The organism is Amycolatopsis sp. NPDC102389, from assembly GCF_044765885.1.
GTDB lineage: Bacteria > Actinomycetota > Actinomycetes > Mycobacteriales > Pseudonocardiaceae > Amycolatopsis.
The window spans coordinates 113,104-137,939 of sequence record NZ_JBIWKX010000013.1 but is presented as its reverse complement, the minus strand read 5'-3'; the positions used below and the strand labels follow the sequence as shown (position 1 = coordinate 137,939).

Annotated in this window: 14 protein-coding genes; 5 read left to right on the top strand and 9 right to left on the bottom strand. The window is 70.8% G+C overall.

Annotated elements, in window-relative coordinates; translation table 11 throughout:
- The first annotated feature begins 169 nt into the window (after positions 1–169).
- From ACIRGA_RS14800 to ACIRGA_RS14780, 5 genes are all read left to right on the top strand, one after another.
- Positions 170–1,738, top strand: a complete 1,569-nt coding sequence (locus ACIRGA_RS14800) for a discoidin domain-containing protein (RefSeq protein WP_400941010.1) — start codon at positions 170–172, stop codon at positions 1,736–1,738.
- A gap of 129 nt (positions 1,739–1,867) precedes the next feature.
- On the top strand, positions 1,868–2,899 hold the full coding sequence (locus ACIRGA_RS14795) for a hypothetical protein (RefSeq protein WP_400941008.1): 1,032 nt from the start codon (positions 1,868–1,870) through the stop codon (positions 2,897–2,899).
- Between the two features lie 151 nt (positions 2,900–3,050).
- Complete coding sequence (locus tag ACIRGA_RS14790; RefSeq protein WP_400941006.1) at positions 3,051–3,809, top strand: hypothetical protein; 759 nt, start codon at positions 3,051–3,053, stop codon at positions 3,807–3,809.
- Between the two features lie 185 nt (positions 3,810–3,994).
- Positions 3,995–5,287, top strand: coding sequence for an RNA polymerase sigma factor (locus tag ACIRGA_RS14785; RefSeq protein ID WP_400941101.1), 1,293 nt, complete (start codon positions 3,995–3,997; stop codon positions 5,285–5,287).
- A complete protein-coding gene (locus ACIRGA_RS14780) occupies positions 5,271–6,479 on the top strand; it encodes a hypothetical protein (RefSeq protein ID WP_400941003.1) in 1,209 nt (402 codons plus the stop codon). The genes ACIRGA_RS14785 and ACIRGA_RS14780 overlap by 17 nt, the downstream gene beginning before the upstream one ends.
- Before the next feature lie 7 nt (positions 6,480–6,486).
- On the opposite strand, the gene ACIRGA_RS14775 is transcribed toward ACIRGA_RS14780, so the two are convergent.
- Genes ACIRGA_RS14775 through ACIRGA_RS14735 form a run of 9 tightly spaced genes read right to left on the bottom strand, consistent with a single transcriptional unit; the run spans position 6,487 to position 24,771 of the window.
- Positions 6,487–6,855, bottom strand: coding sequence for a hypothetical protein (locus tag ACIRGA_RS14775; protein WP_400941098.1), 369 nt, complete (start codon positions 6,853–6,855; stop codon positions 6,487–6,489).
- The gene (locus ACIRGA_RS14770) at positions 6,852–8,585 is read right to left on the bottom strand and encodes a tetratricopeptide repeat protein (RefSeq protein WP_400941000.1); all 1,734 of its coding nucleotides are present in this window, start codon (positions 8,583–8,585) and stop codon (positions 6,852–6,854) included. Before ACIRGA_RS14770 ends, ACIRGA_RS14775 begins: the two co-directional genes overlap by 4 nt.
- 41 nt (positions 8,586–8,626) lie before the next feature.
- Positions 8,627–9,007, bottom strand: a complete 381-nt coding sequence (locus ACIRGA_RS14765) for a YrdB family protein (RefSeq protein WP_400940997.1) — start codon at positions 9,005–9,007, stop codon at positions 8,627–8,629.
- 21 nt (positions 9,008–9,028) lie between these two features.
- A complete protein-coding gene (locus ACIRGA_RS14760) occupies positions 9,029–10,066 on the bottom strand; it encodes an ornithine cyclodeaminase (protein WP_400940994.1) in 1,038 nt (345 codons plus the stop codon).
- A gap of 2 nt (positions 10,067–10,068) precedes the next feature.
- On the bottom strand, positions 10,069–10,989 hold the full coding sequence (locus ACIRGA_RS14755; protein ID WP_400940992.1) for an ornithine carbamoyltransferase: 921 nt from the start codon (positions 10,987–10,989) through the stop codon (positions 10,069–10,071).
- 10 nt (positions 10,990–10,999) lie between these two features.
- Complete coding sequence (gene sbnA / locus ACIRGA_RS14750) at positions 11,000–11,995, bottom strand: 2,3-diaminopropionate biosynthesis protein SbnA (RefSeq protein WP_400940989.1); 996 nt, start codon at positions 11,993–11,995, stop codon at positions 11,000–11,002.
- Positions 11,982–12,926, bottom strand: a complete 945-nt coding sequence (locus ACIRGA_RS14745) for a threonine/serine dehydratase (protein ID WP_400940986.1) — start codon at positions 12,924–12,926, stop codon at positions 11,982–11,984. Before ACIRGA_RS14745 ends, sbnA begins: the two co-directional genes overlap by 14 nt.
- The gene (locus ACIRGA_RS14740; protein ID WP_400940983.1) at positions 12,923–19,765 is read right to left on the bottom strand and encodes an amino acid adenylation domain-containing protein; all 6,843 of its coding nucleotides are present in this window, start codon (positions 19,763–19,765) and stop codon (positions 12,923–12,925) included. The genes ACIRGA_RS14745 and ACIRGA_RS14740 overlap by 4 nt, the downstream gene beginning before the upstream one ends.
- Complete coding sequence (locus ACIRGA_RS14735) at positions 19,762–24,771, bottom strand: amino acid adenylation domain-containing protein (RefSeq protein WP_400940981.1); 5,010 nt, start codon at positions 24,769–24,771, stop codon at positions 19,762–19,764. The genes ACIRGA_RS14740 and ACIRGA_RS14735 overlap by 4 nt, the downstream gene beginning before the upstream one ends.
- Positions 24,772–24,836: the final 65 nt, after the last annotated feature.

The window sequence follows — 24,836 nt, the reverse complement described above, 5'->3', positions numbered from 1 at the left end:
GCGACCCTGCCACCAAATGGTGCCGGGCACCGCGCGATCACCCGTTGACTGTGAGTTTAAGAACCTTTTACACTCTGATCGTTAAGAAACTTACTTAACTAAGCGACTCCGGCTGACAGTCGCCGCCCACCGCCGGTACTCGCCGACTCCGCAACGTCGAGGAGTTCGCATGAAACGGAGAACACCCCTGGCCGGTGTCGCGGTGGCGACCCTGGCCCTGCTGGGGCAGACCTTGATCTCTTCAGGGACCACCGCGCAAGCGGAATCCCTGCTGTCGGCGGGCAAGCCGACCACCACGTCGTCGGTCGAGGCCGCCGGGTTCGCCGGCGGGAACGCGGTCGACGGCAGCACCACGACCAGGTGGGCGAGCGAGGAAGGGGTCGATCCGCAATGGATCGCCGTCGACCTCGGCGGCACCGCGACCGTCACCAAGGTCAAGCTGAACTGGGAAGCCGCCTACGCCAAGACCTACAAGATCCAGGGCTCGGCCGACGGCAGGACCTGGACCGACATCAAATCGGTCACCGGCGGGAACGGCGCCACCGACGAACACCTGGGCCTCAACGCGTCCGCGCGTCACATCCGTATCCACGGAACGGCCCGAGGCACGGCGTACGGCTATTCGTTGTGGGAGCTGGAAATCTACGGCGACCGCTCCGGCGGCGGAGACACCCAGGCGCCGACGGCGCCGACCGGTCTCGCCGCGACGGGCAGCACCACGAACAGCGTCTCACTCGGCTGGACCGCGTCCACGGACAACGTCGGCGTCACCGAGTACGAGGTGCTCCGCGACGGGAACGTCGTCGGAACCACGGCGACGACCACCTACACCGACTCCGGGTTGGCGTCCGGAGCGGAGTTCGGCTACTCCGTGCGGGCGCGGGACGCGGCCGGGAACGTCTCCGCGGCGAGTTCGGCGGTCAAGGCGTCCACCCAGCCCGGCGGAACCGGTCCCATCACCGTCGCGGTCGGGGGTGACATCGCCAATCCCGAGCTCTTCTCGACGCATCAGGCGACCGCGAACCAGGTCGCCAAGATGAACCCGCAGTACGTGCTGACCGTCGGGGACAACCAGTACCACAAGGGCACCATTTCCGAGTACCGCGCCCATTACGACAAGACGTGGGGCAAGTTCAAGAGCATCACCAAACCCACGACCGGCAACCACGAATGGGACGACCAGCTCAGGGGGTACAAGGAATACTTCGGTGCGATCGCGTATCCGAAGGGCTTGCCGTACTACAGCTACGACATCGGCGAGTTCCACTTCGTCGCGATGGACTCGAATCCGATCTACGGCGGCGGCGGTTCCGAGCAGGTGGCCTGGCTGCGCGACGACCTGGCGAAGAACACCAAGGCCTGTGTCATCGGGTACTGGCACCACCCGCGCTTCAATTCGGGGGAATACGGCGACAAGAAGCAGATCGCGCCGTTGTGGAACGAGCTGGCCAAGGTGAAGGCGGACATGGTGATGTCCGGGCACGACCATCACTACGAGCGGACGAAGCCGCTGGACGTCAATGGGCACGTCGACGAGGCCAACGGCGTTCGTTCGGTCATCACCGGCATCGGTGGGGACTACCTCTACACGAACTACAAGGAACGCGAAGGTGTGGAGAAGATCTTCGCCAAGCACGGGGTGATGAAGCTGATGCTGAACGGGAAGTCGTACTCCTGGGAGATCGTCGACACCAACGGGAACGTGCTCGACAAGGCGGGTCCGTACACCTGCCGCTGACAGCCGAGGTCCGGTGCCGTCCGCGGCACCGGACCCGGTCCGTGGTTCACGACGACGCAGGAACACCCAGGAGTACAGGTGAATCGAATGCGGCGGCCCGGCGGACATCAGCCGGATCAAGGAGACGGCGTGAAGCTTCCGGTGAAGTTCGTCGTGGCGCTGGCGGGTGTCGCCGCACTCGCCGCCGCCTCGGTGGTCTACGTGGTGCAGGCCAAGGCGAACAGTCCCGAGCGGCAGTTGGCCGACGCGGCGGTCGCGGTGGAGTCCTCGGGGCCGGTCGTGTTGGAGGAGCCGGGAAGGCTGCTGTTCCGCAACGGCGCGCCGGGGCCGGGATACGGCAACGTCGCCTCGGTCCCAGTCGCCGGCCCTGGAGGGCCACGACGGATCAGCTCGCTCACTTGCGAACGGTTCTACACCGCGGCGAACGGCGGCCTGTGTCTCGCGAAGGACTCCACTCCGATGGCGGGTGCGGTCGCCCGGTTCGTCGATGCCGCGCTCGGCGAGGTCAAACGAGTCGACGTGCCCGGAATCCCCAACCGCGCGAAGCTCTCGCCCGGTGGCCGGATGGGCAGCTGGACCACCTTCGTCACCGGTGACTCGTACTCGACGCCAGGCACCTTCTCGACGCGTACGGCCATCATGGATCGCGAGCTGAACGAGCTGTCGAGCAATATCGAGGGCATCCCGTTGCGGATCGGGGACGTGCCCCATCGTGGCGAGGACGTCAACTACTGGGGCGTCACGTTCGCCTCTGACGAGCGGACGTTCTACGCCACGGTCGCCACCGGCGGACGGACCTATCTGGTGCAGGGCGACAACGTGGCGTGGAACGCTCGCACGGTGCGGGAGAACGCGGAATGTCCCTCGCTGTCGCCGGACGGGAAGAAGCTCGCGTTCAAGAAGCGGGTGACGGAGGGCGACGTCAACCCATGGCGGGAACACGTGCTGGACCTGGCCACGATGCGTGAGACCCCGCTCGCGGAGACGCGCAGTGTGGACGACCAGGTGGTCTGGCTGGACAACGACACGATCGGCTACAGCCTGCCGCGCGGGGACGGGAAGGAAAGCGACATCTGGGCCGTGCCCGCGGACGGCACCGGCGCGGCGCGGCTGCTGGTCCCGTTCGCGTCGTCGCCTTCGGTCCCGGGTGTTTCCCGGTAAGTGACAGAAGCCGTACAAAGCCTCAAATCGGCCACTCGGACGTCGATCAGTGTCCCTTTCCCGTTCAGGCCCGAGTCCATGACATCGAACGGCACGCCACCTTCCTCCACCACGGTATTCTCCGAAATCGCGAACCGAGGCAGGGAGCGCGATGACGGACATCGACGAATTGCCGCCGTACCGTGCGGTGCTGGTCGTGGACACGCAGGAGTTCGGTGGTCATTCCGACCGCGGGCAGGCGGCACTGGCGGACGCCATTCCCGAGGTGCTGGCTCTCGCCTTCGAACGGGCGGGGCTCGGTCACGTCTGGCGCGAAGCGTTGTTCCCCCACGACACCGGTGACGGTTTCGGGCTCGGTTTCGCGACGCGCCACCTGCCCGCCGTGGTCATGCGGTTCTTCGGCTCGCTTCAGGAGGTGTTGGCGGAACGGGACACCCGGTGGCCCGCCGTCGGGCGGCGAGTCCGGTTGCGGATGCGGGCGAGCCTGCACGTCGGCCCGGTCCGGGATCCCGGACCGGCCGCGGTCGGCAGCGCGGTGATCACGACGCATCGGCTGCTCGACGCGCCGGAGGTGCGTGACCTGCTGGCGCGTTCCGATCCGGCACAGACGTTCCTGGTGGTGGCGTTGTCTCAGCGGATCTTCGAAGACGTGCTGCGGACGGAGTACGCACTGCTCCCGCCGTCGCTGCTGGTAGCCCGGCGGGTCGAGGTCAAGGAGTATTCGGGCACGGTCCACCTTTACGTTCCCCGGCCGAGCGGCGACCTGCTGACGCACGGTTTCGGGGACGGCCCGGTCGTCCCGGATCCGCCACGACCGGCGGCCACGACGAACGTCATCACCGGCGGCGCGTTCGATACCGCGATCCAGATCGGGCACCTGCACGGCGACCTCCGGCGCGAGCAGGGGTGACGACCGAACCCACCCCATCAGGTGACAAGTACGTCCGACCCGTCACCCGAAGGGACGTACTTCCCCGCGTGCACTCGTTGGGCTCATTTCGCATTCCGTCTTTGTAATTCGTGAAGGCAAAAAAACCGAGTTCCCCGCTGGACCGCGCGATCGTCGAGCGCGCCGTCAAAGAGTACCTGTTCGACATGAATGCCGCCTGCTTCCGGATCCTCAGGAACCACCGTGATGCGGAGGACGCGACTCAAACAGCGGTCGAAAACGTGCTGAAACGACCGCCTGGCAAGGAAATCAAGAATCTGCAGGCGTGGCTGTGCCGGTTCGCGATCAACTCGGCGAAGGACCTCAGGCGACAGCTGAAGGCGAGTCGTGATGTCCCCGAGGAGGGAGATCACGAGAACGCGGATCCGCACGCCGACTTCCGCCGATCCGTCACGTTGCGCCTTGACACGATGCAGTTACTCGACCGGATCTGGAACCTCCTCGACAAGACCTATCACGAAGACGTCACCCTGTACCTGGAAGTGACCTTCGGACGCCGCAAGGAAGCCGAGCTGGCCGAGCAGCTGGGCATCCGGCTCCACGAGGTGCGGAACGCGCGCTGGCGAGGCAAGAGAGCGCTCCGCGAGGCGGCCACGGTCGCGGTCCTCGTCACCGATCCCGGCGAAGGACAAAACCGGTGTGTGATCCCCTTCGGCCTTGCCAGCCGTAAAGAGGATTCGCCGGAGCTGCTCGACGACGTTCGGACCCACGTCAAGGCCTGCGAGAAGTGTCGCCGTCGTCGCGATGACCGGAATGGCTTGATGCGATTCGTCTTGGCCATCCCGGGGCTGGCGATGGCCGGCGAGTTGCTCCGCCGCATGCTGCCGACCGCACAGCACAAGGTCGCGGTCGCGAGTTTCGTGATGCTGGCAGTGGTCGCGACCCCGTACATCAAGTTGCCCGGGTGGGATGACGCGTCTCCGTCCAGCCCGGGCACTCGGGCGCCCTCGACGCCGAGTCCAGGGCTCTCCGCACCGCTCGCGCCCGCACCGGCACCGGTGGCCCCGCCGGGCACAGCACCGGCGACCACCGTCGCCCCGGCTCCGACCCCGACGAACGCCGCGCCGACGACCGGCGCACCGGGTGCCACGGGCGTGGTCGCCCCGCAGGCCGCCCTCGCCGTGACTGATTCGTGGGTGCAGTTTCGGCGGATCGCCGCGGCCGACGACGGTACTTGCCGGAATGAGCCGACCTCGTCGGAAGTGCGCGTGACCGTCGCGCCCGGCGCCGAGTCGGCGTCGATCGTCGTTTCCGTCCCTGGCGCCAGCTTCTCCTTGAAGATGCACGGTAGCGAAGGGGGAACGCGCTGGTCAGGCATGGTAGGGCCGGTGCCGAACGAGGACGCTCGGACGAGTCTCGGTATCAGTGTCGAGGTCGTCGGTACCGACGGCGCACGGGCGACTCGGGCTCTCGGGACGATCGATGTGTACCCCTGCTGACGCGCCCCGCGTGATCGCGCCAGGCGACCCGATCGCGGAATTCTGGATGAGCCGTCCTGGCCTCAAACGCGTGCTGATCGTGATTCCTCACCTCCAGGCAGGCGAACGGCTGCTGGACGTCCTGCCCGCGTTGGAGAGCGACATGCGGGTGCAGGTCATGATCTCCACGCCGGAAACCGGGTATCGGTGGTCAGGCATCCGAGAATACGTCAGGCGGCTCGAGGGCCTGGTCATCCCCTGGCACCAGGCCGTGAACACACGGTTCGATCTGATACTGGGCGCCTGTAATTGGGGCCTGGCCGAGCTCGACGGCCCGATTCTGTTGATGGGGCACGGCGCGGGAAGTCTCGGCTCCAGGATCGGCCACGACGGCGACGTCGACCGGCACAACCTGCACCGCGATCACCTCATGCTCGGCGACGCCGTGATCCCCACCGTTCTGGCGCTCGCGACCGACGACGAAAAGGGCGCGCTGGGCGAAGCCTGTGCCGAGGCGCTTCCCGGCGCGGTCGTCGCCGGTGATCCGTCGTTCGACCGGATGCTGGCGGGCCGCCCGTATCGGGAGGCGTATCGCGAAGCACTCGGTGCCGCGCCGGGGCAGAGGATCGTGGTGGTCTCGTCGACGTGGTCGAAGCATTCGCTGTTCGGCTCCGATCCGACCGTCTTCGCCAGGCTGGCCGAGGAATTGCCTCGGCCGGAGCATTTGGTGGTGGCTGTTCTGCATCCGTTCGTCTGGCACGGGTACGGCCGCCGTCAGGTTCTCGCGTGGTTGGCGGGCGCACGTGAGGCGGGGCTGGTCGTCCTTCCGCCGGAGGAGGGCTGGCGTGCGGCGCTCGCGGTGGCCGATGTCGCAGTCGGCGATCTCGGCTCGGTGCTGCAGTACGCGGCGGGGCTCGGCGTACCGACGCTGATGAGCACCTGCTCCCTCGACGGCGTACGACCAGGCAGCCCCGCCGAGCTGGTGTCGCGCATCGCGGCCCCGCTGCGTCTCGATCGTCCCCTGGCGCCGCAGGTGTCCCGGGCCGAGCCGCCGACCGATGGCGAGCGCGAACAGGTCGTGCGGACCATCACGGGCCGTCCTGGTCAGGCGCTGAACATCCTGCGCGGCACCTGCTACGCGTTGCTCGGGCTGGCCCAGCCCTCGCACAAGGTGCCGGTCTCCCCGGCGTCCCTGCCCGAACCGATCGGATGAACGGAACTCACTCCGGCCGCGTCGAGCGGATCCTGGTCCGGATCCGCTCGACGCGGGGATCGTTCATGGAGGTGTACGCCTCGAGTGCTTCGGCCCAGTAGTGCCGCGCACCTTCGTGGTCTCCGGAGTCGGACAGGACGTCGGCCAGTTTCTCCAGCACGGGCGCCCGTAACGCGGTGGCCTCCGACGTCGGGAGCGATCGCAGTCCCCGCCGCAGCTCGGAAATCGCTTCGGCGAGCGAGCCCCGTGCCGCGTGGACCGTGCCCAGCCCGGCGATCGCCTGCGCCTGGCAATGAACATCGCCGATGGACGCCGCCAGCCGCGCTGAGCGTCCGAAGTGGTCGGCGGCGGCCTCGAACTCGCCTTGCCCCGTCAGCGCGTGGCCGAGATAGCAGTGGAGAGCGCCGTTCCCCGAGGGCGGTCATGGGTTTCGTTGAGTTCGAGGGCGTTTCGGTAGTACTCGACCGCTTCCGCGAGCCGTCCGCACGCGTGCGTCGCCGCACCGAGCCCTTCCAGCGCGGTCGCCTCGCCGGCCCAGTCGCCGATCGAGCGGGCGACGCCCAGCGCACGCCGGTACGGTTCGAGCGCCTCGGCCGGTTCACCGATGCGCAGGTGGACGGCGGCGGACTGGTTCACCATCCGTACCTCGACGCCGGAAGCCCCGGACAACGTCGCGGCCTCGACCGCGAGTACTCCGGCGCTGAGCCACTCCGCGTAGTGCCCTCGGTAGAGAAACAAACCCCAAAGCGCGTCGTACAGCTGGCACACCAGCTCGTATCGGCGGCGGGAGAACGCGGTCCGCAGGCAGGCGATCAGGTTCGGTGACTCGCGCTCGAGCCAGTCCAGCGCCGCCACCCGGGTGCCGAACTCCGTCGATACAGCACCGCGACGCGGCCGCAGTGGTGTCGCCACGCTGTCGGCCGCCGTCGCGCGGTCCCGGTAATACGACACCGCCGCCCACACCGCCCGCTCGCGCTCGGCCTCCGGTTCCTGCTGTTCGGCCAGGTGCCGAGCGTGCAGCCGAATCAGGTCGTGGAAGCCGTAGCGGTCGAAAGCCGCGTCGGTGATCATGTTCGCGTCGGCCAGCGCGGCGAGCGAGTGCTCCGCCTCCGCCTCGGACGTGCCGGCGAGCGCGGCCGCGACGCCGGTACCGAACTCGCCGCCGGGGTACAGCCCCAGCAGCCGGTAGAGACGAGCGGCGGCGGGCGGAAGCCCGCGATAGGAAAGGTCGAAGCACAGCTCGACGGACGACGTCCCGTCCTCGCCGACGAGGGCTCGCAGCCGACGGCGTTCGTCGGCGAGTTCTTCGGCTACGCGCGCCAGCGGCAAGTGCGGCCGAGTAGCGAGCCTCGCCGCCGCGAGATGCAACGCGATCGGCATGCCTCCACAGAGATCTGCGAGGTTCCGGGCCGGTTCCGGCTCTGCCGCGACGCGTTCACGCCCGATCGCGCGGCCGAGCAACTCCACCGCCACGTCCGGGGAAACGACGTCGACCGGCACCGTGACTCCGCCATACGCGACAAGGCCGCCCAAGCGTCGACGGCTGGTCACGATCACCACGCTCTTCGGGGAAGCCGGGAGCAGCGACGTCACTTGTGCGGTGGAAGCGGCGTCGTCCAGCAGCACGGCGATCGCCCTGCCGGCGGTGAGCGAGCGGTAGGCCGCGGCTCGCTGTGCCAAGCGAGGCGGGATGTCCGAGGACGGCACTCCCAGCCCATGGAGGAGGTCGCCGAGGATCTCGACCGGGGTGGCCGGCCCGGTGGGACCGTGTGCGGAGAGATTCGCGTACAGCTGCCCATCGGGCCAGCGCTCGCTCGCGTTGTGCAGCCAGTGCACGGCGAGCGCCGTTTTACCCACGCCTCCAGGGCCGGACACGACCGCGAGTGCGGGCGCTTCCCGGTGAGTTCCGGTCAGGGCGTCGGTCAACGCCTTCAGTTCGCCGGTACGCCCGCTGAAGTGTGCGGGTGACGGCGGAAGCTGACGAGGCACCGGCCCGACCCGGACGCCGTGGACGTGGATGTCGCCGTGCACGAGGCCGGTTTGGACGACGGAGCCACCATCTTGGTGCGAGATGTGGTTGGTCGTGTGCTGGCTCGGACTGTCCACGGCTCGAGGTTAGTGCCGTATTTCCCGCTCTCCGGCTCCATTCACCGCAAGGGAGCAGGGGACTTCCCGCGCGTGACTGCCAGAACGAGCCGGTCGGCGGCCCACAGCGCGACGCCGATGACGGCAGGCCAGGCCGGCCCGCCGGCGATCAGTCCGGCTCCGACACTGAGGAACAGCGCCGTTTCCAGGACGAGCCGGACCGGCTCGGCCAGCACGACGCGTGCCTTCTCGGCGAGAAAGAATCCCCAGAACACCGCGACGGCGACCGGTGCGAGGATCATCGCCGCCCATCGCCATCCTTCCGGCCCCAGCCGCCAGGCGAGGACCGCCGCACCGGTCAGCAGGGCGAGTTCGAGTAAGAATCGCACGATCAGCGCGGCACCGCGTACACCGTGGAGTGGTTCGGACGGCTGCTCTCTCACGTGGTTCTCCTGGGTGGCTGTTCAGCCGAGGTGGACGACGGTACCGAGGCCCTCGGCCGCGGCCCGGGCGGAGACCGCCGCGTACAGCGCGACGTCCAGGACTCCCATGCCGAACGGGTTCAGCACCACATACGGCGACGCGACACCGGGCGCGCCGTGCCGTCCCGTCAGGATTCCGCCCAAGGTGCCATCGAGCGGACGTGCCGGCCCGGCGGAATCGGGGCGCCCGAACACGCCCTCCGCCATCAGACGGCCCAGCGGACGGCGCGGGTTCTCGGCCACCAGGTCCACGTCGTCGACATAGACCGCCGCCGCGTCGCGGAACGTCGTGTCCGTCAGGTCGCCCAGGGAGACGTTGATCAGCAACGCGCCCGGCGTGGCCCAGTCCGGCTCGGCGTAACCCTCGTCCATCGTGGTCGTGAACACCGCGATCCCGGCCGCGGACACCGCTTCCCGCGCTGTGGAGCACACCTGCACCGAAATCCCAGGCAAGGTGGCGGCCAGTGCTTGCGCTGCCTCCGGAGACCGGTCGTACAGCGTGACCGTCCGCAGCGACGGCAGCCGTTCGGCGAGCAGCGCCGCGTGCATCCGGCCCTGCGCGCCGCAGCCGACGACGGCCAGCGAGGCCGCCCCACCGTATCCGAGAACGTCCACCCCGACCGCGCTCACCGCCGCCGTCCGGACCGCGCTCAGCAGGCCGGCCTCCATGATCGTGGTGATCCGGGCGGTCTCCGCGTCGAAGCACAGGCCGATCCCGCCCGCGCGTTCCAGACCGCGGGCCGGGTTGGACACGCTGGCGTTGATGATCTTCATCCCGTACGCCGACCGTATCGCGCCCGGCATCCCGATCGACCGCGTGTAGGCGCCTCGCGAGTTCTCCCAGCGCAGGTACGCCTCGGCGGGCAGGAGGCCGAGCCCGCGGTCGTGGTCTGCGAGTGTTTCGCGGACGACGTCGACCGGGTCGAGGTTCGTCAGGCATTTGCGGACGTCTTCACGGGACAGCATCGTCACTTCGCCCGCACCGGCCAGGCCGCTGTCGGCCACATCGAACCAGCTCATGCCTAGTCCTCCCCGCCACACCATTCGAGCGCGGCCATCGCGCTGTACAGCTTGTTCTCCGCCTGGGCGAAGGCGATGGAACGCGGACCGTCGAGCACGTCGGCCGTGACCTCCTCGCCCCGGTGCGCGGGCAGGTCGTGCAGGAACAGCGCGTCCGGGCTGGTCCGCCACAGGTCCGCCGTCACCTGGAACGGCGCGAAGACCGTGCGCCAGTCGGGGTCCGGTTTGGACGTTCCCGTGGTCTGCCACCGGGTGGTGTAGACGATGTCGACGCCACGGGGCAGATCGAGCATGTCGTGTCGCTCCACAATGGACGATCCGTGGCGGGCGGCGTGTTTGCCCGCGCGTTCCAGGATGTCCGGGTCGACGCCGTAGCCGGTCGGGGTGCGCAGGTGCAGTTCGGTGCCGGGGAAACGGCTGAGCGCCAGCGCCAGTGCCGCCGCCGTGTTGTTGCCCTCGCCGAGGTACAGCATGCGGACGCCGTCGACGCGGCCGAAACGCTGGACGATCGTCGTCAGGTCCGCGAGTGCCTGGGTCGGGTGCTCGTCGGCGCTCATCGCGTTGACGACGGCCATCCGGTCCTGTGCCGCGATGGCCCGGAGCTCCGCCGGATCGGCCGCGGTGCGCGCCACCAGGAAGTCCAGCATCGACGACAGAACGCGGCCGGTGTCCTCGATGGTCTCCCCGGTGTTGGTCTGCAGGTCGTTCGGGCCGTATGCGATGATCCGGGCGCCCAGCCGCAGCGCGCCCGCGGAGAACGCCGTGCGCGTGCGGGTGGAGGTCTTGCGGAAGTGAATGCCGACGACCGCACCGTCCAAAGTGGAATACGTCGCGCGCGGCCGTTCCGCCAGGGCGGCCGCCCGGCGGACGATGGCGCGCAGGTCGTCGTCGGTCAGGTCGTCGAGTGAGATCAGGTGACGCAAGGGGAGCTCCTCAGGGGATGGCGGCCAGGGCGCGGGCGGTCACTTCGGGCACTTCGCCGAAGTGACCGCGGACCCAGGCGTCGGAGTAGATGGTGTCGAGGTAGCGGTTGCCGTCGTCGGGGAAGACGAGCACGCATCGGGAGCCGGGTGGGATGCGGTCGCGCAGTTTGGCCAGCGCGGCCACGGTCGCACCGGACGAGCCGCCGGCGAGGATGGCCTCGCGGGCGACGAGCGTCCGGCAGGCGCGCACGCATTCGAGGTCGGTCACGTGGACGACCTCGCTCACCGCGGACGTGTCGACCAGCGGCGGCCGCCGACCGGCGCCGTGGCCGGGGATCCGGCGCTCTTCCGTCGGCACGTGGAAGATCGCGCTGCCCGCGGCGTCGACCGCGATCAGCTTCGTGCTCAGCCCTTCGCGCCGGATGTAGTCGGCGCAGCCGTGCATCGTGCCGCCGGTGCTGACCGCGCAGAACAGGTAGTCGACGCGGCCGTCGAGCGCGTCGGCGATCTCGCGCATGGTGTGCTCGTGCGCCGCCGGGTTGAGCGGGTTCGCGTACTGATCGGGCCAGAACGCGTCCGGCAGCAGTGCGAGGAGCTCCCGCACCCGGGCGATCCGGGCGCCGAGCAGGTCGCCGTCCACCGGGGCGGTGACGACCTCGACCGTGGCGCCGTAGGCCCGCAGCAGCGCGAGGGTCTGCGCGGTCGTGCGGGTGTCGACCACGCACACCAGATCGAGCCCGAAATACGCGCACATCTGCGCGAGCCCGACGCCGAGGTTGCCGGAAGTGGACTCGACGACCACCGATCTGCCCGGCACGAGCCTGCCGGAGCCGATCTCGCCGCGCAGCATGTTCAGCGCGGTCCGGTCCTTGACGCTGCCGCCGGGATTGAACTTCTCCAGTTTCGCGAACACCCGGGAGCCCGCCAGTGGGACGACCCGGTCCAGGGCGACCAAGGGGGTGTTCCCGATCGTGGCGAGCACGCCGCCGATCTCAGCCGTGTTCAACGGACACCTGCTCTCTCCTAGCCCCCAGTGGTGGCGCGGCGACGTTCCCGCCGGAGACGACGGCGACCGTCGCCCCTCCGAGTGGTCCGGCACGCCCGGTCAGATGAGCGGCCGTCGCCACCGCACCGCTCGGTTCGGCGACCACGCCGAACCGGTCGAACAAGAACGCCTGCGCGGCGACGATGCTTTCCTCGTCGACCGTGACGACGTCATCCACGAGCGTCTTGACGTGCTCCCACGCCAGCTCGCCGAGCACCGGGGCACGCAGGCCGTCGGCGATCGTCCGGTAGGTCCGCGACACCGGCCAGCGCGTCAGGCGGCCGGTGCGGAACGAATCGGCCGCGTCGGCGGCGAGTTCGGGCTCCACGCCGATGACCCGCGTGCCCGGCGAGTACGCCTTGACCGCGACGGCGACGCCGGCGAGCAGGCCGCCGTTGCAGACCGGGACCAGGACGGCGCCCGCGTTCGGCAGATCCGTGACGATCTCCGCGCCGACCGTGCCGTGGCCGGCGATCACCGCGAAGTCGGCCGACGTGATCAGGGTGGCGCCGGTGCGGGCCAGCAGTTCGGCCGTCGCGGATTCCCGTTCGCCCGGGGGCACGACGACCACTTCGGCGCCGAGCGCGCGGACAGCGTCGACCTTCAACGCGGGCGCCGTTTCGGGCAGCACCACCGTGGCCTTCACCCCTTCGCGGGCCGCGGCGTACGCCACCGCGCGGCCGTGGTTGCCGGAAGACTGGGCCAGCACGTGGCCCGTCAGCCCGGCGACCGCGTTGAGCGCGCCCCGGACCTTGAACGAGCCGGTCCGCTGCCGGTTCTCCGGTTTGATCCACAGTCCGTCGACCGGCCCGAGCACGGGCGTGCGGCGCACGGAGTTCCGGATTCGGTCCGCCGCCCGCGCGACGTCGGCCCCGGTCACCAGGCGCGTCATCGTGTCACGGCCCGGTCTGCCAGCGCCTGGACCCGGTCGAGATCGGCGTCGACCTCGGTGGGCGGGGCGGCGTCCGGCAAGAGGTCCTCGATGTCGCGCAGCCGCCGGTACCGCAGTCCGAGCACACCCCAGACGACCAGGACGATCCCGGAGAACACCATCAGCGCGGCGACTCCGGCGTGGGAGTCGTTGGCCGTGACCGGATCCAGCGCGTGGAAGCCGCGGGCGAGCGGGCCGAACCAGTCGGACAACGCGCCGGCGGTGAGGAACCCGAGCGGGGACATGGCCGTGGCCAGCATGACGTTGATGGCGAGCACCCGGCCCTGCAGATGCTGGCCGACCTTCGTCTGGATGATCGACAGCCAGTGCGCGTTGCCGATGCTCATACAGGCCAGCCGGATGAACAGGCCCGCGGCGATGACCAGCGCCGACGGCCAGACCCCCATCAGCAGCACCCCGAGGCCGGAGCCGATGACGAATCCGATCATCCCGGTGGCGCGGCGTTTCGTGCCGCCCCACCAGATCACCACCACGGCCCCCACCGCGGCGCCGACGCCACCGGCGGCGCTGACGAACCCGAGCTCGCCCGGGGTGCCGATCGACAGCACCAGCGGCGTGATCACCACCCACATCAGCGCGGTGAAGTAGTTGACCACGGCGAAATAGCCGACCATCGCCAGCAGCGGCTTGCGGCGCAGCACGAACTGGAAGCCGCCGGTGAGCGCCTTGCGGAACGGCTCCTGCCGGGTGAAGAAGAGCCGGTCGGGGAACCGCACGGCCAGCAGGGTCACGACGCCGACGGCGAAGGTGGCGGCGTCGACCACGACGACCGACGTGAGGCCGGACAGTCCCATGAGGACACCGCCGAGGATCGGGCCGAGCACGGTGCCGAGCCCGATCCCGATGTCGGCCAGCGCGTTCGCCTGCGGCAGGTACGGCTTCGGTACCAGCTGGGCGATCGCGGCGAGGTACGCGGGCCGGTGGAAGGCCGACGCCAGCGACGTCACCCCGACGATCACGCATACCGTCGGCAGGTCCAGCCGTCCCAGCGCGACGAGGACGGCGAGCGCGACCATCGCCGCCCCGCTCACCAGATCGCAGACGAGCATGATCCGGCGGCGGTCGAACCGGTCGGCGAGCGCGCCGCCGACCGGCGTGAGCAGCATGCTCGGCAGCCGGGCCAGGAGCACCACGAGCGCGAGGTCGAACACCCGCCCGCTGCGTTGGTAAGCCCAGACGCCGAGGGCGAACGAGCTGAGCTCGTTGCCGATCATCGACATCGCCTGGCCACCGGCGACCGTGTAGAAGGCCCGCAGCCCCCTGCGCCCGGCGGCCACCGGGACGTCGTCCACCCGCGGCGGCAATTGCCCGGCCGCCCACTGGGAAAGCCGCGTCCGCAGGATGTCGGCGACCTCCGCCGCCTGGTGCCGGAGGAAGTAGTGGCCCGCCTTCGGGAGTACGGCGAGGTCGACGCGGTCGGCGAAGGCGCCCCACTCGCGGTGCCGTTCTTCGTACAGCTCGGTCGCCGGGTCGCTCGCCCCGACCACGCACAGGATCGGCGCCGAGAGCCGGGTTTCGGTGCCGAGCTCGCGGCCGAACCAGGCCTGTGCCTGCGCTGCGTCGTGCCGCAGGCCCCGCAGCATCGCGGCGCTCGCTTTCTCGTCCATGTCGTCGAGAAGGCCGCCGCCCGCCCGGAGCGTATCGCGATAGAGCCGGTCGGACACCCAGCGTTCGCGAGGGAATTTCCGTTGCAGCCAGGCGGAGAGACGGCCGGGCAGGCGGGCAGCCGGGAAGCTGCCCGCGACGATCACGCCCAGGACGGTCCGGCCGTCGGCCTCCAGCCGCGCGGCCAGTGCCGTCGCCACCGCGGAGCCGACGCAGTGTCCGTACAGCGCGACCGGGCCGGTGACCGTCCGCCCGATCTCGTCGGCGAGGGCGGCCACGATCTCGTCGATCGTGCCGAAGTCCTCGTCCGGGCGGGCGACGTCGTGGCCGGGCAGTTCGACCGCGCGGACGTCGACGCCGTCGAGTTCGTTGGCCAGGGGCTGGAACACCGCGGCCGACGCGCCGCCGTACGGCACGCAGATCAGCGTCGCCTCCGCCGCGCCCGCCCGTGCGGGGGAAAGGCGGTGGAGCATGCCGCCGGTCTCCTCGCCCGCGTCGAGGTAGGCGGCCAGTTCGCGGACGGTCGGGCGCAGGAACAGGTCGATGACGCGCAGCCGTTCGTCGAGCAGCCGCACCGCGCGCACCGCGGTGAACGAATGCCCGCCGAGTGCGAAGAAGTCGTCGTCGACGCCGACCTTCGGCACGTCGAGCACCTGCGCCCACACCTCGGCGACCCGCTGTTCGGAGGGTGTCGCCGGGACGCCGCCTCCTCGTTTCGCCGCGGCAGGAGCGGCCGGTTCCCCGGGCGTGACCGTGATGCCGACCGTGGCGTCCACATCGGACAGAAGGACTTCGAGGAGGTTCTGGAAGTCCGCGACGATCCGTTCGGCGGTCGCGGCGTCGAACAGGTCGGTGCGGTAGGCGAGTTCGCCCGAGTAGGTGTCGCCGTCGTTGACCAGCGCCATGCTGAGGTCGAACTTCACGCGTTCGGTGGTCGAGGGCAGCGGCGTGACGTCGAGGCCGGGGATCTCCGGTTCGGGCGCGGGCTGGTCGAGGACGTTGAGCAGCACCTGGAACAGCGGCGTCGCGGACATCGTTCGGTCCGGTCTGAGCCGCTCGATGATCGCTTCCAGTGGCGTTTCCGCGTGCGCGAACGCGCCGAGCACGGTCTCCCTGACCCGGCCGAGGAGTTCGCGCACGGTCGGGTCGCCACCGAGATCGGTGCGCAGCACGAGCGTGTTGACGAAGCATCCGACCGTGGACTCGACGTCGGGATGGTGGCGTCCGGACTCCGGCACACCGACGGCGACGTCGTCGGCGCCGGCGAGCCTGCCGAGCAGCACCTGCCAGCCGGCGAGCAGCACCATGAACGGGGTCGCGCCCGTCTCGCCGGCGACGCGGCGGAGCGTCGCGGTGAGGCCGGCGGAGAGCGTGTAGCGGACGTGCCCGCCGGACCAGGCGGCCACCGGCGGCCGCGGACGATCGGTGGGCAGGGTGAGCAGAGGCGAAAGGCCGGCTAGGCGCTCGCACCACCAGTCGAGGTCTTCCGGACGCTGCCGGGTGGCCTGCCAGGCCGCGTAATCCGCGTACTGCACGGGAACCGAGGCCGGCGTCTGTCCGCTGTAGGCGACGGCGAGGTCGGTGCCGATGATGCCCCGCGACCAGTTGTCGGTGGCGATGTGATGGATGGTGATCGCCAGGACGTGGTCGTCGTCGGCGACGCGGAACAGCTTCGCCCGCCATGGTGGTTCGCGGTCGAGCGCGAACGGCCGTTCCACCTCGGCTCGGTACGCGGCAGTGACATCATCTGTATCCGCTGTGTCCACAATGGACAGTGAGATCGTGTCCGCGGGTAGCGGGACGGCCATCGGGACGCCGTCGCGGTCTTCGATCACGCTGCGCAGCACCACGTGCCGGGCCGCGACCTCGCGCACGGCGCGGGCCAGGGCGTCGGTGTCCAACGGGCCGCGCAGACGCAGCACGATGTCCCGGTTGTAGGCGGATCCGGGCTCCAGCAGGTCGAGGAACCACAGCCGGGCCTGCGCCGACGACAGCGGGGCGGGGGCCTCGGGATCGGGGCGCACGGGGATCGGCGCGCCGCCGGACACGCCGTTCGTGTCGGTCTCCAGTTCCGCGGCCAGATCCGCCAGCACCGGGTACTCGAACAGCGTCCGCACCGACACTTCCCGGTGCAATGCCTCACCGAGCCGTCCGGCGACCCGGACCGCGGCGAACGAATGGCCGCCCACGGCGAAGAAGTCGTCGTCCGCGCCGACGTCGGACCGGTCGAGGACCTCCGTCCAGACGCGGGCGACCAGGCGTTCCGCCGGGGTGGCGACCGGACGGCGCACCGCCGGGGCGGGAGCGGCGACGTCGGGCAGCGCGGCGCGGTCGATCTTGCCGTTCGCGTTGAGCGGCAGGCGTTCCAGCACCGTCAGCGAGGCGGGGACCATGTAGTCCGGCAGCCGCTCCCGCAGCGTGCGGCGCACGAGTGCCACGTCGAGCCCCGGCCCGACCAGCCAGGCCGCCAGGCGCCGGTCGAGGCCGTCGCCCACCGGCAGCACCACGGCCTCGGCGACGCCGTCGACGTCCCGCAGCGCTGCGGTGACCTCGCCCAGTTCGACCCGGTTGCCGCGGACCTTCACCTGGTCGTCGGCGCGGCCGCGGAACTGCACGGTGCCGTCGGCGCGCACGCGCAGCAGGTCCCCGCTGCGGAAGCATCGGACGCCCGTGCCGAGCGGGTCCGGCCGAAATCGTTCGGCGGTCTGGGTGTCGTCGCCGAGATAGCCGCGCGTGATCTGCGGTCCGCCGATCACCAGCTCGCCGGTCATCCCGGGCGGCACCACCGCACCGGCGCGGTCGACGAGGTAGCCGACCACGCCGGGCAACGGCGTGCCGAGCGGTACGTAGCCGTCCCGCTCGTGGCCGGGGACGGTGGCCACGTCGCAGGTCATCGAGATCATCGTGCTTTCGGTGTGCCCGTAGTGGCTCTGCACGCGTAGTCCGGGCCGGGCCGCTTCGGCGCGTTCGACCAGCGACCACGGACAGGCCTCACCCGCCAGGATGAGCAGCGCACGAGGCAGCACCGAGGCCAGATCTCCGTGGCGTGCCAGGAGTTCCAGGTGACTGGGCACGCACTTGAGGACGTCGACCGGGTGCTCGGCCAGGTAGCCGGCGAACGCCTCCGGATCCATCGCGGTGTCCCGTTCGACCAGATGCACCGTGCCGCCGGTGGTGAGTGCGCCGTACACGCAGGTCAGGCCGAAGTCAGCGGCCGGGGTGGAGACGACCGCGAACGACGCGCCGCCGACGTCGCCGAGGCGGGGCAGCATCCCGGCGAGGTAGTGCGCGACATTGCGGTGCTCGACCGCGACGCCTTTGGGGGAGCCGGTCGAGCCGGAGGTGAAGATGACGTGGATGAGGTCGTGCCCGGCCACCGTGACGTCCGGCCGTGTGGCGGGTTGCCCCGCGACGGCGTCGTCGACGGTCAGGACGGTGACGCCGGGAACGGTGATGGACAGGCCGGGCTGGGCGACCAGGATCCGCGCCTGGGCGGTGGCGAGGATGGCGGCCACGCGCGACTGCGGGTACGTGGTGTCCATCGGCAGGTACGCCCCGCCCGCCTTCATGATGCCGAGCACCGCGACGGCGACGTCGGTGCCCTGTTCCAGCAGCATCCCGACCGGTTCGTCGGCGGTCACGCCCAGTTCGCGGAGCCGGTGCGCGAGGCGGTTCGCGCGCTCGTCGAGCTGACGGTAGGTGAGCGAACCGGTCGCGCCGACCACGGCGACGGCGTCCGGGACGCGGTCGGCGGTCCGCTCGATGAGCACGGGCACCGACGGGTACTCGGTGGCCTCCGGAGCCGGTCCGGCGAGCACGGGGCCGGTCACCGTCTCGAGGGGGACGTCGGCGACCGGCCGGTCGAGGTCCGCGGTGACCCCGTCGAGGAGCGCGACGAACCAGCGGACGATCCGCTCGGCCGTGCCGGGGTCGAACAGGTCGGTGCGGAAGGACAGCCCGCCGCGGTAGGCACCGTCCACTCGGGACAGTGCGAGGTTCAGGTCGAACTTGACGCCGCGTACCGGCGCCGGGAGCACCCGCGCGTCGAGGCCGGGCCATTCGGGCGTGCCCGGCGGGTCGTCGAGGACGTTGAGCATGACCTGGAAGACCGGCGAGGCGTCGAGGCTCCGCTTGGGTGCGAGCCGTTCGACGATCCGTTCGAAGGGCACGTCCGGGTGCGAGAAGGCGTCGAGCACGGTGTCGCGGACGGCGGCGAGCAGGGTGCGGCCGGTGGTGACGCCGGAGAGGTCCGTGCGCAGGACGAGGGTGTCGACGAAGCAGCCGACGACCCGCTCCGACCCTGGGTGCCGCCGCCCCGATTCCGGGACGCCGACCGCGACGTCGTCGGTCCCCGCGAGGCGTCCGAGCAGCGCCTGCCAGCAGGCGAGCAGGACAACGAAGGGCGTGCAGCCGGTCTCCCTGGCGATGTCCTCGAGCCGGCTCGTGAGCGCGGACGGGATTTCGACAGGTACTTCGGCGCCCTCGCCGGAGGCGACCATCGGTCGCGGCCGGTCGACGGGCAGTTCCAGCACCCCGGTCCCGGCGAGCTTCCGGCACCACCAGGCGAGATCCTCCTCGTGCGGCAGGGCGGGCGTGAAGTCCGCGTACTGGCGGGCCGGTGGTTCGGGCGCGGGGCGGGTGCCGAGCCGTGCGGCATAGCAGGTGGCGAGGTCTTCGAGCACGACGTCGACGGAGGCGGCGTCCATGGCGATGTGGTGGAAGGTCAGTTCCAGCAGATGGCGGTCTGGCGCGGCCTGGAAGAGCGTGGCCCGCATGGGCGGCTCCTCGGCGAGGGCGAAGGGCCGGTCGGCCTCTTCAGCGGGGGTGTCCACAGTAGACACGGGAACGTCGTCTGCGGGCCGGGGAACGGCCCGGGGTTCGCCCTCCAGTTCCCGGTAGACACTGCGGAGGACGACGTGCCGCCGGGCGACGTCCCGGACGGCGGCGAGGAGCGCCGTGGTGTCGACGGGCCCGGTGAGTTCGAGAGTGACGGGGATGTTGTAGGCGTGCCCGTCGGGCTCGAAGCGGGCGAGAAACCACAGCCGGGCTTGCGCGGGGGAGAGCGGCGCGGGGCGTTCGCTGGTGTCGCCACGCAAGGCCGCAGCGGCGCGCTGCGCGAGGAGGCTGGGAAGGTGCGGTGCCGCGGTCATGTGGTGCCTTTGGTCGATGGTCATGCCGTGCCGCCCGTGGGCACGGATTCGAGGGCCGTGATGGCCATGGCGTTCAGCGCCTTGGCGAACTCGCGCAGGATCGGGTGCGCCAGCACGCTCTCCGCCGGGATCGGGAAGCCCAGCGCCGCCGCCAGGCGGTCCGCCACCTGAGCGGCCTTCGCCGGATCGCCGCCGAGCGCCGAGAAGTCGTCCAGTGCGCCGACCCGGTCGTGGCCGAGGGCCTGGGCCCACACGACCGCCACCAGTTCTTCGACCGGGCCCGCCGGTTCGGCGCGCAGGCCGCCCAGCTGTGCGGTGAAGTCCGCCAGCACGGGGTGGTCGAACAGCGTCCGCACGGTGATCCGGCGGGCCGCCCGCTCCCGCAGCGATCCCACCACCCGCGTCGCCGCCAGGGATCGGCCGCCGAGGGCGAAGAAGTCGCTGTCCGGGCCGATTTCGCCGACGTCCAGGCAGGTACGCCAGACTTCGGCGACCACCGCCTCGTCCGGTGAGAGCGGCGCCGCCGCGGCGGTCGCGGCGGCCGGCACCGGAGGCAACCCGCGCCGGTCGAGTTTTCCGTTGGGCAGCAAGGGAAGCGCGTCCAGTGTCAGCCATCGGCTCGGCACCATGTACCCCGGCAGCAGCTTGCGGAGGTGCCGCTGAGCGGCCGACGGGTCGGCCGTCGCCGGGGTGAGGTAGCCGGCCAGGTGGGCGTCGACGCCGTCCTCGACCACCGTCACCGCCGCGTCGTCCACATCGGACAGTGACCGCAACGCCGCCTCGATCTCGCCAAGCTCGAAGCGGTTGCCCCGCACCTTCACCTGGTCGTCGGCGCGCCCGAGGAACTCCAGCGTGCCCTCCGGCCGCCATCGGACGAGGTCGCCCGTCCGGTACCAGCGGCCGTCGTCCTCGGTGACGAACGCGGCCGGCTCCACATGCCCGCGGTAGCCGCGGGCTACACCGCTCCCGCCGATCCACAGCTCGCCGATCGCGCCCGACGGCACGGGCCTGCCCCCGCCGTCGCGCACCGACAGGCGAGCACCGGGCGTCGGCTTTCCGATCGGCACCCAGGCGGAACCGGGCGTGACGCGGTGCGCGGTCGCCGCGACCGTCGCCTCCGTCGGGCCGTACCCGTTCCACAACTCACCCACCAGCGGCAACGCGCGTGCGGCGAGGTCGGGGTCGAGTGCCTCACCGCCGAGGAGCAGCCGCAGCGACGGGTCTCCCGGCCAGTCCGCCGCGAGCAGCATCCGCAGGCTCGTCGGCGTCAGGTCGGCGATGGTGACGCCGCTCTCGGCGAGCCACCTGGCGAGCTGGTGACCGTCGACGGCTTGGTCGCGTTCGGCGATCGCACAGCGCGCCCCGGTGGCGAGCGGCCACCAGAGTTCTTCCACGGAGACGTCGAACGCCAGCGGCGCGATCGCCGCCATGGTGTCGCCGGCCGTCATGCCGTGCGATATCTGGCGCGACCGGACGAAGGCGTGCAGGTTCGCGTGCGTCACTTCGACGCCTTTGGGTCGGCCGGTCGAGCCGGACGTGTACAGCACGTAGGCCAGCGAATCTCCGCTCGGCACGGCCAGCTCGGCTTCGGCGTCGGGTACCAGGTCGGCGTCGAGCACCGTGCCCGGCAACGCGGCGGCGACATCGCGCGCGCTTCCGCGAGTGAGGACGACCGTCACGCCGGCCTCGGTGACGAGCTGGGCGAGCCGCGCCGCCGGCAGGTCGGGGTCGAGCGGCAGATATCCGGCGCCCGCTCGCCACACGGCCAGCAGCATCGCGGGGAGCAGTTCGTCGCGGGGAAGGCACACGCCGACCGCGTCCCCCGCCCGGACGCCCGCCGCGATGAGGCCACGGGCGACCCGGTCGGCGTGGGCGACGAGCTCCCGGTAGGTCAGCGTGGACACCGCGATCGCGTCCGGGGTGCGTTCGGCATGGCGAAGCACCGCGTCCGGGACGCTCAGTGCTTCCGACGGCGGCAGCGTGACGCCGGTGCCCCAGCCGGTCAGCTCCGCGCGTTCTTCGTCGCCGATCAGGTCCAAAGTGGACAGCTTAGAGTCCGGAGTGGACAGTGCGGTCCGCAGAATGTGCAGCAGTGACCGGGTGAACCAGTGCGCGCGGGCAGGGGAGAGCAGTGCCGGATCGTGCTCGAGGATCAGCTCGCCGCCGCCGACGTGCTCGTTGACGAAGACCGTCAGCGGGGTGTGGCTGCCGCCGGTGGGCAGTTCGCCGAGCAGGTCCAGCCGGACGCCCGGCCCGTGTACCGACATCGGGAGCCCGGCGGGCTGCACCGAAAGCGACACCGGGGTGAGCGGCATCCCCGCCGGACGGTCGCCGCCCCAGAGTTCGGTGAGCTCGCCCGACGGTAGGCCGCGATGGTCGATCGCCCGCACGGTGGTCGTCATGGCCGTGCGCAGCAGATCGCGGAACGAACCGGCCGGATCGGGGCGCAGCCGGACGGGGAGCACCTCCACCAGCGGCCCCACCGTATGGGCGAGATCGACGGAATCCCGCCGCGCCGCCGCCGTCCCGAGGAGGACGTCCGAGCCGTTCACCAGCGAACCGGTCAGCACACCCAGAGCGGACAGGTAGACCGCGAAGGGCGTGACCCCGGACGCCGAGGCGAGCCGGTCGACCTCCGCACGCAGCGTTTCGGGCAGCGGAACGGTCACCCGCTCGCCGAGGAACCGCTGTGCCCCCGGAGCGGGCCGGTCGAACAGCGCGTCCGGCGGGACCGCACCGGACAGTTCGGCCGACCAGTACCGCGTCAGCCGGTCGCGCCCACCGAGCGCTTGTTCGCGGAGGGCGACATCGCCGATCTGTGCCCCCGGCTCCGGTGCGTCCGCTCCAGCCAGACCGGTCATGATCTCGCCGATCGAGACGCCGTCGGTGGCGATGTGGTCCGACACGACGATCAGCTCGGTGACTTCGTCGGCGACGCGGAGCGCCGTGATCCGCAGCAACGGCGTTTCGGTGCTCAGGTCGAACGCGTGCCGCGCCGCGGCGGCGGCCAGTTCCTCGGCGTTGGCTCCCTTGAGATCGTGGACGTCGAGGGGAACCGGCGCTGGTGAACCGATGACGAGCATCGGCTCACCGTTCTGATCCTGGACCGTGCCGCGCAGCGCGTGATGACGGGCCACCAGCGCGTCCGCCGCGAGCTGGATCGCCTCGCGCGAGAACGGACCGTGGTGACGCAGACGCCAGGCGGCCGTCGTGGCGGTGCCCGTCGGGCTGAGCTGGGCGAGGGTCCACAGGTCGCGTTGCGTGTGGGTGAGTGGGAAGACCTCGCGCCGAGGGTCGCTGACCGGTTCGGCCGCCGGTTCGACGGGCGAGGTTTCGTCGAGCCGCCGCGCGACGGCGGCCACGGTGCCGTCGGCGAGGAAGTCCTCCAGGCTGACCACTCGGTGGGTGGTTTCGCGCAGTCGCGCGATGGCGCGCGCCGCGGCGAGCGAGTGTCCGCCGGAGTCGGTGAACCGGTCGTGTACGCCGATGTCCGCCAGGCCGAAGGCCGCCGTGACGGCTTCGGCGACCAACCGTTCGGTGCCGGTGCGCGGAGCGACGAACTCGGCCGAGGCGTCGCGATCGAACACCCAGGCCGCCAGTGCCGCCCGGTCGGCCTTCCCGGTGGTGCCGAGGGGGATGGCGTCGAGCACCGCGATCCGGGAAGGGACCAGGTGCCCGGGCAGCCGCGCCCGTAGCCAGCCGAGCAGTGCCGCTTCGGTCGGCCGGTCGCCGTCCGGCTCCGCGAACCCGATCAGCCGTCGTTCCCCGGACTCGTCGGCCGGGGCGAGCACGACGGCGTTGCCGACAGCGGGGTGGGTCAGCAGGACGGCCTGCACCTGGCCGGGTTCGACCCGGAACCCGCGGACCTTGACCTGGTCGTCGACACGGCCCGCGAAGTGGTACACGCCGTCCTGTCGCCGGACCAGGTCGCCGGTGCGGTAGTGCCGGATGCCGTTCTCTGTCACGTACTTGCTCGCGGTGAGCTCGGGCCGCCCGAGGTAGCCCCGGGTCACCAGCGCCCCGCTGACCCACAGCTCGCCCGTTTCGCCGTCGTCGAGGCAACTGCCGTCCCGATCGCGTACGGAGAATTCCGCGCCGGGCAGCGGGGTACCGATCGGCGGGTCGGCCTGTTCGTCACGGCCGACCTCGTACGACGAACAGTTCACGGTGGCTTCGGTCGGGCCGTAGCAGTTGACGATCCGGCGGACGCCGTCGTTGCGGTGGAGCCGGTCGACGAGCGCGCGGCTCAGTGGCTCGCCGGCGATGGCGACGGTCCGCACGGACGGTGGCAGCGGCGTGCGGGCCAGCACGGCGAGCACGGACGGGACTCCTTGTACGAACGTCACCTCGTGGCGAAGACGGGGCAGCGCCAGCAGGTTCTCGGCGAGGACGACGCTGCCGCCGGTGACCAACGGCGGGAACAGTTCCGCCACCGACGCGTCGAAACACACCGAGGCCGCGCCGAGCACGCCCCGCAGTTCGTCGTCGGAGTAGGTGGCGGCCGCCCAGCGCAACAACGCGAGAACGTTGCGGTGCTCGACTTCGACGCCTTTGGGCCGTCCGGTCGAGCCGGACGTGTAGATCACGTAGGCGAGGTCCGAACCCTCACCCGTGACGCCGGGGGAGGAAGTGCGCGCGAGGTCGATGTCCGCGATGGCGAGCACGGGAACCGGTTCGTCCGCGCCGGGTTCGTCCACCACGACCAGCCGCAGCCCGGCGTCCTCGACGATCTCGGTGACCGCCGCACGCGGGGCGGCCGGGTCGAGCGGCACGTACGCGCAACCCGCCTTCAGCACGCCGAGCAGCACCGGCACCAGCCACGGCCCGCGACGCAGCCGCACGCCGACCAGTTCCCCGCGCGAGAACCCTCGTTCGAGCAACGCGTGCGCCACGGCGTTCGCGGCCTCGTCCAATTCCCGGTAGGTCGTCCGCCGTTCTCCGGCGACGACCGCCTCGCGGTGCGGAGTTTTGCCCGCCTGGTCCTCGAACGCCTCGTGTACCCGGCCGGCCCTGCCCAGTTCTGCCCGCAACTCCGCCGAACTCCTTTACACCCCAGTCGGTCCGAAGAGGACCTCGGCCGATTCAACTGGGGCCG